The organism is Rhizobium sp. B230/85, assembly GCF_019355735.1.
Taxonomy (GTDB): Bacteria; Pseudomonadota; Alphaproteobacteria; order Rhizobiales; family Rhizobiaceae; genus Rhizobium; species Rhizobium rhododendri.
Genome location: NZ_CP072156.1, coordinates 477501 through 493863 on the forward strand (window position 1 = coordinate 477501; position 16363 = coordinate 493863).

The window sequence follows — 16363 nt, forward strand, 5'->3', positions numbered from 1 at the left end:
CGACATTCTTGCCGCCGACCTCGTGGACGACGTCGGCAAGGACCGTGAAGCTTGCAACGACATCCAGCGTCTTTGCCGAAGCCGTTGAGGCCATGGCCGTCAACGCCATCAGCGCTGTGCTGGCGTATGCGATAGTGCGAAGATATGTCACGCTTTCACTCCTGTGTTGGCATCATCAGATGCGGCTCGGAAACAGGCGCCGGACGGCGCCCGAGGGGCAGAACAACAGCGACAGGCAATAGAGGGAGGCGGCGACCAGGATGATCGTCGGTCCCGATGCCAGGCCGAAGTGGAAGGAGACGATCAGTCCGACCAGTCCCGAAAGCGCGGCAACGCATGCCGAAATAGTGAGCATCACCGGCAGGGTTTTCGCCCAGAGCTGTGCGATCGAGGCTGGCAGCATCATCAGGCCGACGGCCATCAGCGTGCCCAGCGCCTGAAAGCCGGCGACAAGGTTGAGGACGACAAGAAACAGGAACAGCACGTGGTAAAACGACCCGTGGCCACGCACCGAGCGTAGGAAACCGGGATCGAAGCACTCGGCCACCAGCGGTCGGTAGACGATTGCAAGCACAATGGCTGTGAATGTTGCGATTCCGCCGACGAAGTAGAGAGCCGTGGCATCGATTGCGAGGATAGTGCCGAACAGCACATGCAGCAGATCGATGTTCGAGCCGCGGAGTGAAACGATCAATACGCCAAGGGCCAGCGATGTGAGGTAGAAGCTGGCAAAACTGGCATCTTCCTTGAGGACAGTGGTGCGGCTGACCAGTCCCGACAGAAGCGCGACAACGAGGCCTGCAACGATGCCGCCGAGACCCATGGCCGGCAGTGACAGGCCACCGGCAATGAGGAAGCCGATGGCCGCTCCTGGCAGGACGGCGTGGCTCATGGCGTCGCCGACAAGGCTCATACGGCGCAGCATCAGCAGGACGCCGACGGGCCCGGAGCCTAGCCCAAGGGCTACGCAGGCGATCAGCGCGCGGCGCATGAAGCCGTATTCGATAAAGGGATGGACAAGGGCTTCGTAGAGCATCACAGGGCTACCGGCTCCGGCTGTTCGATGGAGGCGTTTTCGGCCATGGCGCGCGCTTTCTGCAGGTTTCCGGTTGTCATGGTGCTTTCTGTAGGCCCCCAGCTTACGGCTTCACGGGCCATCAGCAGCGTTTGCGGGAAATGGCTGCGGACCTGCTCGAAATCGTGAAGCACCGCTATGATGGTGCGACCGTCATCGTTCCACTGGTGGATGATCTGCAGCAGGTCACGCGTGGTAGCGGCATCGATAGCGGTGAACGGCTCGTCGAGCACGATCACCTTGGCATCCTGCAGCAGCAATCGCGCAAACAGGACGCGCTGGAACTGGCCGGCAGACAGCGAACCGATATGCTGTCGCTCGAAACCGCCAAGACCGACCGCTTCGAGCGCTGCCCGTCCACGCTCGGCAGTCTCACGCGAAATGCCGCGGAAAGCGCCGCTGCGGTTCCAGGCACCAAGCATGACGGTATCCGCGACGCTCAGGGGAAAATGCCGATCGATCTCGGCCGCCTGCGGCAGGTAACCGAAATCCTTCGGTCGCAGGGCATCGAGATGGATGGCGCCCGACTTGAGCTTGAGGTCGCCCATCAGGCCTTTCAGAAGCGTCGATTTCCCGGCCCCGTTCGGGCCCGCGATGGCGGTCAGGCTTCCCTCTTCGAAGGTCCCGGAGATATTCTTGACCGCCAGGTTCTTTGCATAGGCAATCGAAACGTTTTCAAGGCGGATACGCTGCATCGTCATGGGAGACTTACCGCCCATGCAATAGCCAGCCAGAGCATGGCAAGCAAAATCGCCACGACTAGCAGCCGAGCGACGGAAGAGCGGCCCATCAGCGACCGGCGAAAGGGATCTGAGTTTGGTGACATCGCGATATCCACTGGCATCGATGGTTTGTTATAACATATCATTTTTTCTGTCGACTATAATTTTGGCATCCGAACCGTTTAGCGTGAGCATGCCCGCAAGGTGCGCGTCAGCATTTCATTTCCAGCCGCGTTGCGACGAGCTGCGAGAAGTTCGTGCCCATTGGGTCGTTGAAGAACAGGCTGGTCAGGGTCGCCTGGTTCTGCGCGATGATCTCGTCCGGGTTTGGCCGGACGACCTTGCGGCTGCAGTGGGAAAAGCCGGCGCCCGATGTCGCCATGTCGTTATCGCTGGCGAAATCGACTGCGGTATAAAGTGTCTGGTCGTAGATCCCGAAGATAGCCGTGCCCACCAGCTTGGTCTTGGTCACGGGCTTGAGAGAAAAGGTCAGTATCAGCGCGCCGTCCTTGTAATCGGCCTGTATGGACTCCGGCTTGGCCATGGGGACCGCTTTGCCGTTAACGGTGACGTTGGTGTAGTATTTGTATTGCTCGAGCGAGTTTCGCACCGTCTTGCCGACGGCCAGCAACTCTGATTTGTCGAGCGTGTTGTTTTCGTTCTTGTCGAAGTCCAGAAGCACCGAAGACGAGAAGACATCGTCGAATTTCCAGACGTTGCGAAGCTCAGTCAGTGTTCCGTCCGCCGAGGCGACGGCCTCGAACCTGGCGTCGATAAAGATATGCGGATGGGCAAAGGCTTGGGCGGGTACGCATGCGGCAAATGCTGCCATCAAGATCGTCAAGCGGACCACGAGGTCTCTCCGGGCTAACAGGATAGCGAATGACCGTCGCCGTCTTTTCAATGTTGCGATTTCGACGCGACCGTTGAGCGTTTCAACACTGCAATGGTGGCGACAAGGAGACGACATGGCCTCCCACGCGAAAAGCATTCTGTGCGACTAAGCAGGTCAGAGAGGGCATCTTCTGCGTCAAGCTCCTCCCAGCACGCGGGAAATTGCCCTTCCGCCGAATTTTCGTTTTCGCGCGCCGTCGGGATTTTCGAGTTCCGGCACGAAAATCTTGGCGACGGTTACCGGCATTTCCGGGCCGGATAGAGTAACGGCAACGGCTCTCCCTATCCCCGCCCGCCTCAGCCCGTCGAGTGAAATGGAGAGCAAAACTGCTGGACCACCCGATATCGCTACAGCTTCGATTGGGCGCAGGGCAGGGTCGATCGCAAAGCACTCCAGCGTTTCAACCGGCAGGGGCTGGGTAAAGCAACCGGGATCGATATCGTCGCGGGCGCCGCTGATAAACGTCAAGCGCGATTGCGCGGCTTCGGTAATGGCCCTGATTGCAGCGCGGATCGGATCTGGGTGTGCGCCACTGCCATGGCTGACATCGCGATAAAGCGGCTGGCGTCGCATCGTGATGTCTGCCGGGCCCAAAAGGGCCGAGTAGCAGGGAATTCCGATGTCGCTGGTGATATCGAACATGACGAGTTTCAGCCCGGCTTCGGTGATCTGCCTCTCAAGGCCGGCAATGACGGGGTCGCGGAAGGCGCTGGCGGCGATGCAGCGTCCATGGCGACGCTCGCGGCTTGTCACTTGCCATAAAACATAGGCATCGCGTTCGATCCTTTCCAACAATCCATGCAGCACGGCTTCATCACCGGTGTTGCCGGAGGCAAGGCCGTCCGATGACTGCCAGAACCGGCCCGACTTGGTTCGGTCGAGCACTGCGGCTTCGTAAGGGACATAGGTTGGCTCTCCTGACAGAAGATCGACGCCGGCGATCCATTCGACCGGCTCATCCGGCGCAATGTCGGCTTGTCCGGTGGCAACGAGACCGTCAAGCCGATCAGCCAATGCGCCAGCAGCGGTGAGCGAATTCCAGCTTCCCACGGATTTCTTAACGTCCGGCATGCCGGCGATGGCTCGCTCCAATGCTTCCATGGCAGCCGAGACCTTGGCATCAATATCCGTGATGCCCTTGCCCTGGTTGATGACAATCGAGCGGGCATTGGGTGAGACTGCATTCCAGACGGGAATGCCGATGTTGTCCAGGCCGGTCAGCCTGGAAAGCCGGGTGATGCCGTAGCGCAGCAGCAGCGGCGCAATTCTGCGCAGCGTTTCCTCAGGCGCGCAGCTGCGGTCGGAATAGAGCGATCGCAGGCTTTCGATGTCAATTGAGCTCGATACCAAGGCAACTCCCGTCAGGTCAGCAGGGCTGCGCCCAGAGGCTGCATGGCAGACATTATCGAAAGTTGATGCTACCAGACACCGTCGTGCAATGCGCTGGCTTCCTCGCAAAGAAGAGGCCCGACGACTACAACTTTCCGCTGGCCGGCCGCAAAGACGGTGCGGCAAGGGAGATCAAGCGTTGGGTTTTCCGGATGGTTTCCGGTGATATCCTTCAGCTGACTTTCGCTGAGGCCATAGACGACACGGCCGACGCCTGCCCAATAGGCCGCACCGGAACACATGGCGCAGGGCTCAGCGGAGGTATACATCGTGCAGTCTGCCAGAAACTGGGGCCGGTAGGCCTGCGACGCCCGTGTCATCAGAACGCGCTCGGCATGGCCGGTCATGTCCTGCGTCGGATTATAGGCGTTCTCCTGTTCCAACAGCACCGTGCCATCAGGCCCGGCGAGGATTGCCCCGAACGGATGGTTTCCATTGCTCCGGGCCCGGCTTGCAACCGCAAAGGCATGCCGCAGCAGGCGCTCGTCATTGGCTGCCCAGAAGGCTTGGTCTGTCATGCGATATTCCTTCACGAACGATGAAGATACTTTCGGTGATCGTCCACTGGCTGACAAGAACCCATTTTCGATGCTATCGTGCGAATAAACGCAACGCTCCTGAGGGGGATATCCGCATGCAGCTTATCTCCCAGGCCGCGTTGCTGCTGGACGCGGTGGCGCGTGCAGGCTCTTTCAGACGGGCCGCCGAACGTCTCAACCTTTCTGCATCGGCGATCAACCGGCAGATCCTCCGGCTTGAGGAAGACATCGGGCTTCCACTGTTCGAGCGGCTGCCGCGAGGGATCCGGCCAACGGCTGCTGGCGAGCGCCTGCTGGCCGACATCCGGCGATGGCGGCGGGAACAGGAGCGTGCGGAAGGACAATTGCGTGACCTTAAGGGCCAGCGTCGCGGCTCCATCGCAATCGGGGCAATGGAGTGCTTCGGCAATACACTTCTTCCGGACGTGATCAAGAAGCTCCACAGCGTCAATCCGCTTATTGAAGTCAGCGTACTGATCGGCGGCACAGACGAACTGCTGCGCAAGCTCAATCTCAAGGAACTCGATTTCGCGCTGCTGTTCAATCCGCCGCACAGGATAGCCTCGGATGCCGTTCGGCTGCTAAATGCACGTCCTGGGCTGGTCATGGCGGCAAACCATCCGCTTGCGCTGTCTCAAAGCCTCCGATTGGCTGACTGCTTGCAGTATGGCTTTGTCTTGCCAGACCAGTCTCTTGGCATCCGCGAATTCATCGACAAGGCTTTCGTCGACCTCGGGGTCGAGTTTGCCGGCATGGTCAGCACCAACTCGATCGCCCTGATCAAGTCTATGGTCAAGCTGGGGCAAACCATGGCTGTGCTGAGCATTTTCGATGTCTACGGAGAGCTGGTGCGCGGAGAGCTGGCTTTCGCCACTATCGAGGACCGCAACATCGAAGACGAGATTCTCGCCATCTGTGCTCCGGTCAATCGACCAACCTCGGCAGCGGCCCAGATGATGATCGATCTGGTCGACGAAAGCCTGCGTTCTATCCGCCAGCCCAGTCGGGCGGGCTCGCAGATCTGAGCGTTGCGTTTTTTCGCACGGTGCATGCGCAAATCAATTCTTGTTCAGCACGTGCACCGGTGAAATTCTCTTGCTCGCAAGAGTATCCATCGCATCGGAAACACGCGTGCCCCTGAATTTCAGAACTTTGCCCAAGGCAGAGATCCACATTCATCTTGAAGGCTGTTTTGACACGGCGACGATTGTCAGTCTGGCCGCTGAAAACAACGTGCCTTTACCGCGCCCCGAAGCCGAACTGCTTAAGTTCGACGGCCTCTCCGACTTTCTAGACTTTCTCGATTTCATCTGTGGCCTTTGCCGTACGCAAGAGCAGCTGGCGAGGGCGGCCTACGCCTTTTGCGAGCGAATGCGGGATGCAGGCACCGGATATGCCGATGTCATTGTCAATCCGACCCACTGGAGTGCGTGGAAGGGAAACCTCGGTGGCATGATCCACGGGCTTGACGCGGGCTTTGCTGCTGCTGAAGCGGATGGCCTGCCGCCCGTCGGCCTGTGCATCAGCCTGCTGCGCCAGCAGAGTGCGGCGGAGGCTGTCGAAGTGGTCGAGGAACTTGGCCGCTTGCGCCACCCTCGGGTCGTAGCGCTTTCGGTCGATGGCAACGAGGCTGCAGCGGGCAGGACCGGCGAGAAATTTGCCGAAGCTTTCCGGCTCGCCGGCAGGATCGGCCTGAAGCGCACAGCGCATGCGGGTGAATCCAGCGGCCCTGATGGCGTCAGGGATGCCATTTTCCTGCTTGAGGCCGACCGTATCGACCACGGGGTCCGCGCTATCGAAGATGCGGAACTGATGACGATCCTCGTCGACCGGCAGATCGCGCTGGGCGTTTGCCCAACATCCAACCTGACGCTCGGGCTCTATCCCGATCTTGGCGCCCACCCGCTCGAACGGCTGCGCAAGGCGGGCGTCCCCGTCTCTGTCAACACCGACGATCCCGCATTGCTGGCGACAGATCTTCCGGATGAGATAGCTGGCTGTGCGGCGGCCTACAGCTGGGACAAGGAAACCTGCCGGGCCGTGGCTGCAACCTCCATCAATGCTTCCTTCGCCAATCCCGACATCAAGGCCCGCCTGCTGAAGGATCTCGGCGCATGGTAGCCCGCGGCGCGGTATTCGGCTTCCTGCTGGCATTTAGCTGCGGACAGGCGCAGGCGGCCGAACTCGATCTTGCCGCATGGGCAAGGGCGCTGCCGCAGCATTTTACGGTGTCGGGTGTAAAGAACGAGCCGACCTATCTCGCCGCCATCGATATCGCCCGCGCCGGTGATATTTTCACCATCCGGGGTGGAGCGCCCGCGTGGATGGAGCGTTCTGTCGAGGCGGTCCGTGTCTCTGACGATGGCGCCATAACTCATGACATCTGCCCGGTCGGCATGGATTGCCGTCAAGTGAGCCGGCCAGCCGGCTTCCTCTCCGGCGCTGCACTGCTGTCGGCATCGAGACGCGGCCTGCTGCACGGCACCGCCATGCCAGAGGCCTACGGAGTATTTGAGGTCGTCTGCATTCCGGGCGAGCAACTGTCGATCAAGGATCCGATCCTCGATCCCTGTTTCGAAATCCGAAGCGGTGCAGCGATTGCCGAGAAACATCGCACCAGTCACCGTTTCGACGGTCCGTCTCTCGATCCTGTCTCTTTGCGCATCCAGATCACGTCCTCCGAGCCTGCAGCCTCACCATCCTCTCTCCTCCCAAAGGATAACGCTTCATGATTTCCCTTCGCACTCTCGGCCTCGCCGCAGCCCTGACTGTCTCCGGGCTTTTTGCCTCCACCGCCTTTGCCGATCCGCTGAAAGTCGTGTTGCTGGTTCCGGGCCACGCCAATGATGGCTCGTTCAACCAGGTGGCGCGCGAGGCGGCTGAGAAGCTGCAGAAGAGCGGCGACATCAAGTTCGAGTTGCGTGAAGCGATGGCCGATCCGAGCCAGTCCGAGCCGGTGATCCGTCAATACGCCGCGAAGGGCTACGACCTCATCATCGGCCACGGCATCGAGCTCTCCGAGCCGATCCTGAAGATAGCCAAGGATTACCCGAAGGTGCATTTTGCCGCCTCTGGAGGTCCCGATCTCGCCGATCGCCTTTTGCCGAATGCCGATGGCTGGACTTACGACTTCGGCCAGCAGGGTTATCTCGGAGGCTTCATTGCCGGCAAGATGGCCGGCGTCGAGACCGTCGGAATGGTCGGCGGACCGGAGCTCGCTTTCGTCAAGGCGTCGCATAACGGCTTCAAGCAGGGACTGAAGGAAGGTAATCCGGCTGCAAAGACGATCGAAACCTACACGGGCTCGTTCGACGATGCGCAGAAGGCCGCCGAGGTCACCCGCGGCATGATCGCCCAAGGCGCAAAGCTCGTCTGGACGTCCGGCGACGGGATCGGCAATGGCGTGGCTGCCGCCGCCGTGCAGGACGGGGCCGTGACCATCGGCGTCACCGGCGAAGCCGGCGGAAATGCCGCCAAGGTCAATGTCGCCAGCATCGTGCTCGATATGTACCCGACCTACAAGACCTATGTCGACGACATCAAGGCAGGCACTTTCGGAAAGAAATTCCTGGTTTCCGGCATCGCCAACAAGGGCCTGGTCATGACGAAGATCAACGCTGTCGGCGAAAAGCTGCCGGACGACCTCAACAAGCAGGTCGACGCGCTTGTTGCCGATCTTGCCTCCGGCAAGGTGAAGCTGCCGAACTTCTTCCAGTAGGACCGATGCGTTTGACCTCTGCCCCGATCATAGCCAACGCCGTCACCAAGCGCTTCGGCGCGCTGACGGCGCTCGACCAGGCCTCGATCACGCTCCGGCGTGGCGAGGTTTCGGCGATTGTCGGCGAAAACGGGGCAGGCAAATCTACCCTTGCCAAGATCATCGCGGGCATCCTTCCGGCAGACCAGGCAGCTATCATCAGCAATGGTGTGCCGGTTGCCACATGGTCGCGGCGGGAGGCGGTCGGTGCGGGCATTGCGTTCGTGCCGCAGAACCTGTCTTTCATTCCGACATTGACGATCGTTGAAAACCATCTGCTGGCCGAAAAGGGCTGGCGTCTGCAGCGAAAGTCGGCCGCTTACGCGCTTGGGCGCGCAGCCGAGGAAATGGGCGTCTCGCTCAATCTCACTGTCCCGGTCGAGTCATTGAGCCTTGCCGAGCGGCAGATGGGAGAGATCGTCTCTGCCGTTGCCGGCGGTGCAAAGATACTGTTGCTCGACGAGCCGACATCTTCTCTCGGTCCCGTGGAGGTCAGGCAACTCATTGCCACCATCCGTCGTCTCTGTTCAGGTGGAACGACGATTGGCCTGGTGACCCACCGTATCTCGGAGGTCATGGAAGGCGCCGATCATATCACCGTGCTGCGCGCCGGAAGGGTCGTTCTCGACGGCATCACCGCAGGGCTGAATTCCGATGCGATCGCCCGACTGATGGTAGGCGATCGGGATCGTCGTCCTCCGGCACGCAAGCCTGTGACATCGGACTGGAAGCGCCTTGAAGTCTCGGGTCTCGGCGTCAGGGGAGAGAGCCAGCCCATCCTGACCGAGCTCTCTTTTTCAGTGCGCCAGGGTGAAGTCCTGGCGGTTGCCGGCGTCTCGGGGGCAATGCAGCCGGCATTGGCGCAATGCCTTGCCGGGTTGCGAAAACCCGATGCCGGGACGATCCGCCTCGATGGCAGGGACACCACCGGCGATGCCGCGCGTGCTGCGGCATCTGGGCTTGCCTACATCCAGGAAGACCGTCTGGAAGGCGTTGCGCCCGATCTGGCGAATTCTGAAAATGCCAGTCTGTTCCGCCTCGGGCAGCCCGGCTTCCGCCGCTTTGCGATGCGCAACCGCGCTGCCGAGCGCGCGCTTGGCGAGGCCATCATTGCCGATTTCAACGTCCAGCCGCCCAATCCGGATCTCGCATCGGGAGGGCTGTCCGGCGGCAATCTGCAGAAATTGCTGGTTGGACGCGAACTCGAGTGCAAGCCGGGCATCATCATCGCCCACGGCCCGACGCAGGGGCTCGATCTTGCCGCCGCCGCGTCGATCCGGACGGCAATCGTCAGGGCCGCAGCCGAAGGTGCCGCTGTCGTCGTGATTTCGGCCGATCTCGATGAGCTTCTGGAAATGGGCCATCGCATGATCGTGCTTGCCAATGGCCGCATCACCGCCGAATTCGATCTCGACACTCAGGTGGACATGACTGCGCTCGGGCAGGCGATGATCGACAATAAAACTCTGGAGACCGCCGTATGAGTGATGTGAAGATCGATTTTCCGGCGACCGGAGCTGGCCTTGCCCCGACCGTTGCCGAGCTGATGAGGATGCGCCTTGTCGCCGCCGGCAAGGAAAGGCCGGACATGATCATTCGCGGCGGCAAGGTGCTGGCGCTGCATATTGGCGAAGTCATGGAGCGCGACGTCGTCATTTCCGGCCGTCACATCGCCGCTGTGACGCCGGTCGGCTATTTCGATGCCGACGAGATCGTTGATGCATCAGGCTATTTCGTCGCGCCGACCTTTATCGATACGCATCTGCACATAGAGTATACCAAGCTGGTGCCGGGCGAGCTGGCCCGCCTGTCGGTGCCGCGTGGCACGACGCTGGTTCTGGCCGATGCCAATTGTATTGCCAATGTGCTGGGCGAGGAAGGCCTCGACTTCATGGGCGAGACCAGCACGCCGCTGCGGATCCTCCGCCAAGTCTCCCACAAGGTGCCGCAGGCGCCCGATCTCGAGCTTGGCGGCGCTCATCTGACGACAGAGCAGATCGCCGCCCGCGTCCAGCGTCCGGATGCCGCAACGCTCGGCGAATCCAATCCGTTCAATCTCGATGAGAGTTCCGCGCGGAAGGCCGTTGCAGCGATTACCGCCGGCAAGCGCATCACCGGCCATACGGCACTGCTGGAAAACGAGCCTCTATGGAGCTATCTCGCCGGCGGCGTCAGCGACGACCACAATGCCCATATGACCAAGGATGTCGTCGAGCGCTTGCGCCTCGGCACCATGCTGACCGTCATGGCCGGCAGCATGAACGACAACGTTCCTCACGTCTTCGCCGATATCCCGGCCCTGAAGGACGGGCTCTTCCACATTTCGTTCTGCGCCGACGACAAGCTGGTCGAGGACCTCGATCGTGAGGGACATATCGACCATCACGTTCGCCAGGCGATTGCCTGCGGCGTCGAGCCGCTGAAGGCCTGGCGCATGGCCACCCTTTCTGCCGCTTCCTACTACCGGCTCGATCACCTGCTAGGGTCGATCACGCCCAGTCGCCTCGCCGATATCCAACTCGTCGACGATCTCGCCGAAGCACGGCCTCATCTCGTGATCGTCGGCGGCAAGATCGTGGCTCGCGACGGTCAGCCGCTTTTCGAAAATACCGACCCGGTGCCGGCTTTCACGCGCAACACCGTCTATCTGCATCCGGATATCGATGCCCAATCCTTTGCGACGGAAGCAAAGGGCGACAAGGCCTGGGTGCAGGCCATGGAAATGTACGACGGCTACTTCAAGCGTGCCTTTCACGCGGAGCTTGATGTGATCGACGGCATCGTCCAGTGCGATGTCGAGCGGGATATCCTGAAAGTCGCAATTGTCGACCGCCACCACGCCACCGAGACGGTCGGCGTCGGTTTCGTCAAGGGGTTTGGCCTCAAGCGGGGCGCGATTGCCGCCACTACCAATTGCGAAAACCAGAATCTCGTGATTGTCGGCACCTCCGACGAGGAGATGGAGCTTGCGACCCGCGCCATCGAGCGGATCGGCGGTGGTTACGTGACCGTTGCCGAGGGCCAGGTCCTGGCCAGCGTGCCGCTGGCGGTGGCCGGTTGCATGAGCGACCAGCCTTGGGAGAAGGTGCGGGACCAGTCACTCGCCTGCGACGCGGCAACGCGCACCATCGGCTGCACGATGCGGGCCCCGTTCCTGATCATGTCGTTTATCGGTCTTGTCGGCGTTCCAGATCTGGGGCTGACCGAGCGCGGCCTGGTCGAAACGAAAACGCAGACGTTCACAGATCTGGTCCTGGGTCTCGAGGGCGGCATGGTATGCTGCCGTTGCCCAAGCCATGCTCACGAGGTTCACAGGATGATGGATGCCGTCGGCTTCCAGGCCGTGGAGGTCTAAGGCGCCGTATGCAAAAAGCACCCACAAATCTCCCGCCGCTGCTCGGCGCCGCCTTTCCGCCAAACGGCATCGCGGTGGAATACATCTCCGACCTTCTTACCCTGCAGGCGGTGCTGGACGACGAGATCGCACCCCTGGCCGCCGAAACCGACCGGGTAGGCCGGTACCCGACAAAATCCATCGCAGCCTTGAAACGTTCGGGATTTTTGAAATCCGCCGTCCCCGTCGCTTTCGGGGGACGCGCCGTGCCCCATCGCGTCTCCATGGAGGCGCAGTTGCGTATCGCCATCGCCGATTCCGCAGTCGCCCAAATCTACAAGGTGCATGACGAGATCGTCCGCGAAATCCTGACCTACTGCCCGGCGGATCTGAAGCCACGCCTGTCACGCGCCATCGTCGAGGATAACGCCATTATCGGGCTTGCCGTTGCGGAGGCCGGCCGCAAGGTCGACGACCCCATGACGACGACGGCAACGCCAGCGACCGACGGCGGATTTATCGTTCACGGACGCAAGATATACACGACTGGCGCGGCTGGAGCCGACTACATCGCAACCTGGGCCTACAATGCGGCAGCTCCGGGCGTTGCCGCCAATCCTCTGGCCGGCATGCAGCTCAACCTGATCCCGCCAACGGCTCCGGGCATTACCATCCACCGCGATTGGGATGCCCTCGGCCAGCGCGGCACCGATTCGGGCACGATCACCTTCGACAACGTCAAGACTGACCCTCTTTGGAACGCTACCATTCCCGGCCTGTTTTCTCCGTCCCACCCATCGCTTCGCTATCAGGTCGGCTTTGCAGCCATCATGATCGGAATTGGGATTGCCGCCTTGCGCGAGGCGGCGGGCTTTGTGGCCTCAAGCAGTCGCCCGTGGCCATCGGCCGGCGTCGACAATGCTGCCGACGATCCGCACACGCGCAAGATCATGGGCGAATTGACTGCAGGCCTCTCTGCAGCCTACGCACTTATGCTGATGTCGGCGGATCTGCTCGATGCCTTCGAGCGCGGGGAGGTCAGCCGGGCGGAACTTGCCATCCCGGTCTATGCGGCAAAGGCCGCCGCCAACAAGGCGGCACTCGAGGCAACATCAGAAATCTTCACGCTGATGGGGACGCGCGCGGCAGGCCGCAAAAACGGTTTCGATCGCCATTGGCGCAATGCCCGCATCCTGTCCCTGCACGACCCGGTATCCTGGAAATATGCCGAGATCGGGCGCCACGTGCTGACCGGGTGGGAACCCGATCCGGGCCTTTACCAATGATCTCGCAACTGCTGAAACCGGCAACGCTTCAGATGCGGGCGATCCTTGCTATCGTGCTGGTCGCGGTTGCCCTGGCGCTGTTGATTACGCTCGCCGGTGCCAATCCGCTCGATGCGATCGCGGCCCTCTTCAGTGGGGCTTTCGGCGAACCCTATGTCCTTGCCGAAACGCTGGTGACGGCCACGCCGCTTGCCATCGTCGCCCTCGGCGTCATGCCGGCGCTCCGATCCGGCTTGTTCACCATCGGCTCGCAGGGCCAACTGGTGGCAGGTGCCGCACTCTCCACGGCGGTCATCCAGGCCAATGCCGGTGCAAGTGCGCCCGTGCTTTTGATCCTGGGCTGCCTGTCCGGCATGGCTGGAGGTTTGCTTTTTGCCCTATTGCCCGCTCTCCTGCGCGCCTACATGCACGTCAACGAAATCCTGTCGACACTGCTGTTAAATTACATTGCCGGCTATGGGCTTGTCTGGGTGCTGAAAGGGCCGTTGCGTTCATCGATGCAGACCGCGACGCCGCGCAGCGATGCGTTGCCGGACACTGCGCTGATCGGCACTCTTGTCGATGGCACGCGGCTGCACCTCGGCGTTTTCGCTGTCCTGGTTCTGGCGGTCGCCCTGTGGTTCTGGACCCGAACGCGTTCCGGCCTTGTCTATTCCCTCTTCGCCAGCCGACCACACCTCGCCGCGCGCCTTGGCCTGTCGCCGGCAAGGGCCGTGGTCAGGCCGATGCTGTTTTCGGGCGCCGCCGCCGGGCTTGCCGGCTGGATCCAGGTGGCGGGCGTCGCCCACACACTGTATCCGAGCGTCGATGGCGGGCTCGGATTTTCCGGTATTCTCGTGGCCGTCCTTGGCGGCCTCAACCCACTCGGCATCGTCATTGCGGCAATCCTCTTCGGCGCTTTGTCGACGGGCGCGCAGGGCATGCAGATTGGCACGTCGGTGCCGGCGGCGATTGCTATCGTCGCCCAAGGTTTCGTCCTGCTGGCCGTGACCCTCGCTGTCGGTAAAAATGTCGGTACAGCGAGCGCGGCGCCGCCCATGGAAAAGAGACCGGCGTCCGAAGCCGCAGGAGCCAATCCATGAGCTGGTCCGATCTGGTCTTCTGGCAAATCGTCCTTGGCGGCACCCTTCGGCTGGCGACGCCTATCTTCCTCGCGGCGCTCGGCGAGATGATTACTGAACGAAGCGGCACGATCAATCTTGGCATCGATGGCATCATGACTGCCGGCGCCTTCAGCGCGGTGGTCTGCGCCAGTATCGCCGGCTGGCAGGGCGGGCTGCTCGGAGCCGTTATTACGGGCACCCTCTACGGGTCGGTGATCGCCTTGTCAGTGGTCAAAGGTGGGGCCAACCAGATCATCACTGGCATCGCGATTTCGCTGATAGGCTCTGGGCTCACTTCATTTCTGTTCCAGCTTTGGCAGCCTTCAGGCCAGAGCATGATGTTCGTGCCGCTGGCGCCTAATATCACCATACCTTTCCTCAGCGACCTGCCCTTTATCGGCCCCATCCTGTTCAAGCAGAACCTCATAACCTACGCTGCACTGGTCCTTCTCATGGCTGCCATATGGCTGATGAATTTCACGCGCGTCGGCCTCGTCCTTCGAGCTGTCGGCGACGGGGCGGCTGCTTCCGCTGTTCGCGGCATCGATACCGATCGCGTGCGAATGGTTGCCATCATCGTCGGTGCCGCCCTCATGGGGCTCGGTGGCGCAGCGATCACCATCGGCTTTCTCGGCTCTTTCAACGATGGCCTCACCAATGGCCGGGGCTATGTCGCCCTGGCAGTCGTGATCATCGGTCGCTGGTCGCCGGTTGGCGCCGTTCTCGGTGCATTCCTGTTTGCCTTCTTCGATAGCCTTGGCCTCAGGGCCCAGAGCGGCATGGGTTTCCTGCCAAACGAGGTCTTTTCGATCCTGCCATACGCGATGACGCTTCTGGTGCTGATCTTCACGGCCCGCTCGAAGATTGCCCCGCGCGAACTCGGTAGATGATTGGCAGCCTCTGGTGCCGGTCAGAAAACCAAGGTGCTACCTCGCCGGGAGAGTCGTGGCTTTCGCACATCGGGCGTCGATCAAAAATGTGTTAGATCGGCTTGGCGTGAGGGTGCGGCCTTTGAAAATGGGATTTCTTCGGTATAGGAATTGATCGCAAGCGATGCAGGACCGAGGACGATGAAAAGATGACATTTGCGCCCGAGACTGCCGCGACCGAGATGGACCGAAAAGCGCATGGCTTGATCTATACGACGATCTCCAGCCTGCTGTGGCCGTCCTTTTTCATCGGCGGTCTGATCGGCTCCTATTTCGCCTTCAAGACCTCGGTTCCGCTGTTATGGTTCAACGTCGTTTATCTGACGGTCGTCATTCTCATCAGTCTTTCCGAACGCTTGATGCCCTACGAGCAGACCTGGCTGCGCCGGGACGGCGAGACTTTCAACGATTTCGCCCATACGCTGCTCAACAAGGGTGGTGTCCAGATCGTCGCAGCCATCGGCACCTCCTTTCCAATGGCCGTCGCCACCGTCGCCCAGCCTTTGTTCAGTCCGCCGACGTTTCTCTGGCCCCATAATGCACCATTGTTTCTGCAGGTCATTCTCGGGCTGATTGTTGCCGAATTCGGCCTCTACATCGCCCACCGGGTTGCCCACGAAAACCTGTCGCTCTGGCGTTTCCACGCACTGCACCACAGCGTTGAGCGCCTCTGGGTGATCAATACCGGCCGCTTTCATTTCATCGATTCGCTGCTGAAGATCGCGCTCAGCCAGATCCCGCTCTACCTGCTCGGCGCGCCACTGCCTGTCTTCCTGTGGATCGGTGCGGTCACCGCCTTTGTCGGGCTGCTGACCCACTGCAACATCGATGTCAGGACCGGTCCGCTCGACTGGATACTCAGCACGCCGCGCCTGCATCGCTGGCACCATTCCAGGCTGCTCGCCGAAGGCAACACGAATTATGGTGAAAACCTTGTTCTCTGGGACCAGATCTTCGGCACCTACTATAACCCGCCCCGCCCGTCCTCTGTGAACATCGGAATCAGCGGCAAGGTCGCCAAGGGGTTTCGTGCGCAACTCGCCCAGCCCTTTTCCGCTAAGGGGCGCCGGCAGATCATCGGCAAGGCCCCGAAGCCGACCGACGTCGTGCCGCCCGTTCTGCAAAGCGACTTTGCCAGGCTGGCAAGAAGGCTGCGACTGACCGGCCGCAAATGAATGGCTGACCGGCAGGATGCGGGTGACGCATTTCTGAATTATTTTAGATCTGATGCCCTCTAAATAGGCATATTAAGGTCCAGATACAGCGGCTCTACATTTTATGCATATCAGCCCCGCATATGGCAGTCTTTCCCTTGGCCTAGGGTGGACGCTACT

The 16363-nt window shown here is 61.0% G+C and carries 16 protein-coding genes (1 of these 16 running past the window's edge); 10 read left to right on the top strand and 6 right to left on the bottom strand.

All coding sequences use genetic code 11. The features are described from left to right. From J5289_RS02245 to J5289_RS02270, 6 genes are all read right to left on the bottom strand, one after another. Positions 1–109, bottom strand: partial view of a metal ABC transporter substrate-binding protein gene (locus J5289_RS02245; RefSeq protein WP_142830238.1) — the beginning only. Its footprint begins 749 nt before the window's first position; only the first 109 of its 858 coding nucleotides appear in the window; it begins with the start codon at positions 107–109; the stop codon falls past the left edge of the window. A 66-nt stretch (positions 110–175) separates the two neighbouring features. Continuing rightward, complete coding sequence (locus J5289_RS02250; protein ID WP_209182250.1) at positions 176–1036, bottom strand: metal ABC transporter permease; 861 nt, start codon at positions 1034–1036, stop codon at positions 176–178. Further along, positions 1036–1776 (bottom strand): metal ABC transporter ATP-binding protein, encoded by a 741-nt coding sequence (locus J5289_RS02255; RefSeq protein WP_209182252.1) that lies wholly within the window; start codon positions 1774–1776, stop codon positions 1036–1038. Before J5289_RS02255 ends, J5289_RS02250 begins: the two co-directional genes overlap by 1 nt. Positions 1777–2008: 232 nt before the next feature. Then, complete coding sequence (locus J5289_RS02260) at positions 2009–2650, bottom strand: DUF1007 family protein (protein ID WP_209182254.1); 642 nt, start codon at positions 2648–2650, stop codon at positions 2009–2011. 177 nt (positions 2651–2827) lie between these two features. After that, positions 2828–4042: a YcaO-like family protein gene (locus tag J5289_RS02265; RefSeq protein ID WP_247748938.1), complete on the bottom strand. Its 1215-nt coding sequence runs from the start codon at positions 4040–4042 to the stop codon at positions 2828–2830. A gap of 68 nt (positions 4043–4110) precedes the next feature. Next, positions 4111–4599, bottom strand: a complete 489-nt coding sequence (locus tag J5289_RS02270) for a nucleoside deaminase (RefSeq protein ID WP_209182255.1) — start codon at positions 4597–4599, stop codon at positions 4111–4113. 116 nt (positions 4600–4715) lie between these two features. Here J5289_RS02270 and J5289_RS02275 point away from each other — a divergent pair, with 116 nt between their 5' ends. From J5289_RS02275 to J5289_RS02320, 10 genes are all read left to right on the top strand, one after another. Next, a complete protein-coding gene (locus J5289_RS02275; RefSeq protein WP_209182257.1) occupies positions 4716–5645 on the top strand; it encodes a LysR family transcriptional regulator in 930 nt (309 codons plus the stop codon). A gap of 106 nt (positions 5646–5751) precedes the next feature. After that, complete coding sequence (add, locus tag J5289_RS02280) at positions 5752–6741, top strand: adenosine deaminase (protein WP_257623381.1); 990 nt, start codon at positions 5752–5754, stop codon at positions 6739–6741. Then, a complete protein-coding gene (locus J5289_RS02285) occupies positions 6735–7352 on the top strand; it encodes a hypothetical protein (protein ID WP_209182259.1) in 618 nt (205 codons plus the stop codon). Before add ends, J5289_RS02285 begins: the two co-directional genes overlap by 7 nt. Then, positions 7349–8338: a BMP family protein gene (locus tag J5289_RS02290; protein ID WP_209182261.1), complete on the top strand. Its 990-nt coding sequence runs from the start codon at positions 7349–7351 to the stop codon at positions 8336–8338. The genes J5289_RS02285 and J5289_RS02290 overlap by 4 nt, the downstream gene beginning before the upstream one ends. A gap of 5 nt (positions 8339–8343) precedes the next feature. Then, the gene (locus J5289_RS02295; protein WP_219276562.1) at positions 8344–9861 is read left to right on the top strand and encodes a sugar ABC transporter ATP-binding protein; all 1518 of its coding nucleotides are present in this window, start codon (positions 8344–8346) and stop codon (positions 9859–9861) included. After that, entirely contained in the window at positions 9858–11732 is a 1875-nt protein-coding gene (locus tag J5289_RS02300; RefSeq protein ID WP_209182265.1) for an adenine deaminase, read from the top strand. The genes J5289_RS02295 and J5289_RS02300 overlap by 4 nt, the downstream gene beginning before the upstream one ends. 8 nt (positions 11733–11740) lie before the next feature. Then, positions 11741–12997 (top strand): acyl-CoA dehydrogenase family protein, encoded by a 1257-nt coding sequence (locus tag J5289_RS02305; RefSeq protein ID WP_209206863.1) that lies wholly within the window; start codon positions 11741–11743, stop codon positions 12995–12997. Then, on the top strand, positions 12994–14079 hold the full coding sequence (locus J5289_RS02310; RefSeq protein WP_209182268.1) for an ABC transporter permease: 1086 nt from the start codon (positions 12994–12996) through the stop codon (positions 14077–14079). Before J5289_RS02305 ends, J5289_RS02310 begins: the two co-directional genes overlap by 4 nt. Then, positions 14076–14990 carry an ABC transporter permease gene (locus tag J5289_RS02315; protein ID WP_209182270.1) on the top strand — a complete coding sequence of 305 codons (915 nt, stop codon included), beginning with the start codon at positions 14076–14078 and terminating at the stop codon, positions 14988–14990. The genes J5289_RS02310 and J5289_RS02315 overlap by 4 nt, the downstream gene beginning before the upstream one ends. A gap of 221 nt (positions 14991–15211) precedes the next feature. Then, positions 15212–16204 carry a sterol desaturase family protein gene (locus J5289_RS02320; RefSeq protein ID WP_209182443.1) on the top strand — a complete coding sequence of 331 codons (993 nt, stop codon included), beginning with the start codon at positions 15212–15214 and terminating at the stop codon, positions 16202–16204. The last annotated feature ends 159 nt before the right edge of the window (positions 16205–16363 follow it).

Coding starts and splice junctions, on each gene's coding strand:
- J5289_RS02290 (WP_209182261.1), top strand. CDS start 7,349: ATGATTTCCCTTCGCACTCTCGGCCTCGCCGCAGCCCTGACTGTCTCC.
- J5289_RS02295 (WP_219276562.1), top strand. CDS start 8,344: ATGCGTTTGACCTCTGCCCCGATCATAGCCAACGCCGTCACCAAGCGC.
- J5289_RS02315 (WP_209182270.1), top strand. CDS start 14,076: ATGAGCTGGTCCGATCTGGTCTTCTGGCAAATCGTCCTTGGCGGCACC.
- J5289_RS02285 (WP_209182259.1), top strand. CDS start 6,735: ATGGTAGCCCGCGGCGCGGTATTCGGCTTCCTGCTGGCATTTAGCTGC.
- J5289_RS02255 (WP_209182252.1), bottom strand. CDS start 1,776: ATGACGATGCAGCGTATCCGCCTTGAAAACGTTTCGATTGCCTATGCA.
- J5289_RS02305 (WP_209206863.1), top strand. CDS start 11,741: ATGCAAAAAGCACCCACAAATCTCCCGCCGCTGCTCGGCGCCGCCTTT.
- J5289_RS02275 (WP_209182257.1), top strand. CDS start 4,716: ATGCAGCTTATCTCCCAGGCCGCGTTGCTGCTGGACGCGGTGGCGCGT.
- J5289_RS02320 (WP_209182443.1), top strand. CDS start 15,212: ATGGACCGAAAAGCGCATGGCTTGATCTATACGACGATCTCCAGCCTG.
- J5289_RS02310 (WP_209182268.1), top strand. CDS start 12,994: ATGATCTCGCAACTGCTGAAACCGGCAACGCTTCAGATGCGGGCGATC.
- J5289_RS02300 (WP_209182265.1), top strand. CDS start 9,858: ATGAGTGATGTGAAGATCGATTTTCCGGCGACCGGAGCTGGCCTTGCC.
- J5289_RS02250 (WP_209182250.1), bottom strand. CDS start 1,036: ATGCTCTACGAAGCCCTTGTCCATCCCTTTATCGAATACGGCTTCATG.
- J5289_RS02270 (WP_209182255.1), bottom strand. CDS start 4,599: ATGACAGACCAAGCCTTCTGGGCAGCCAATGACGAGCGCCTGCTGCGG.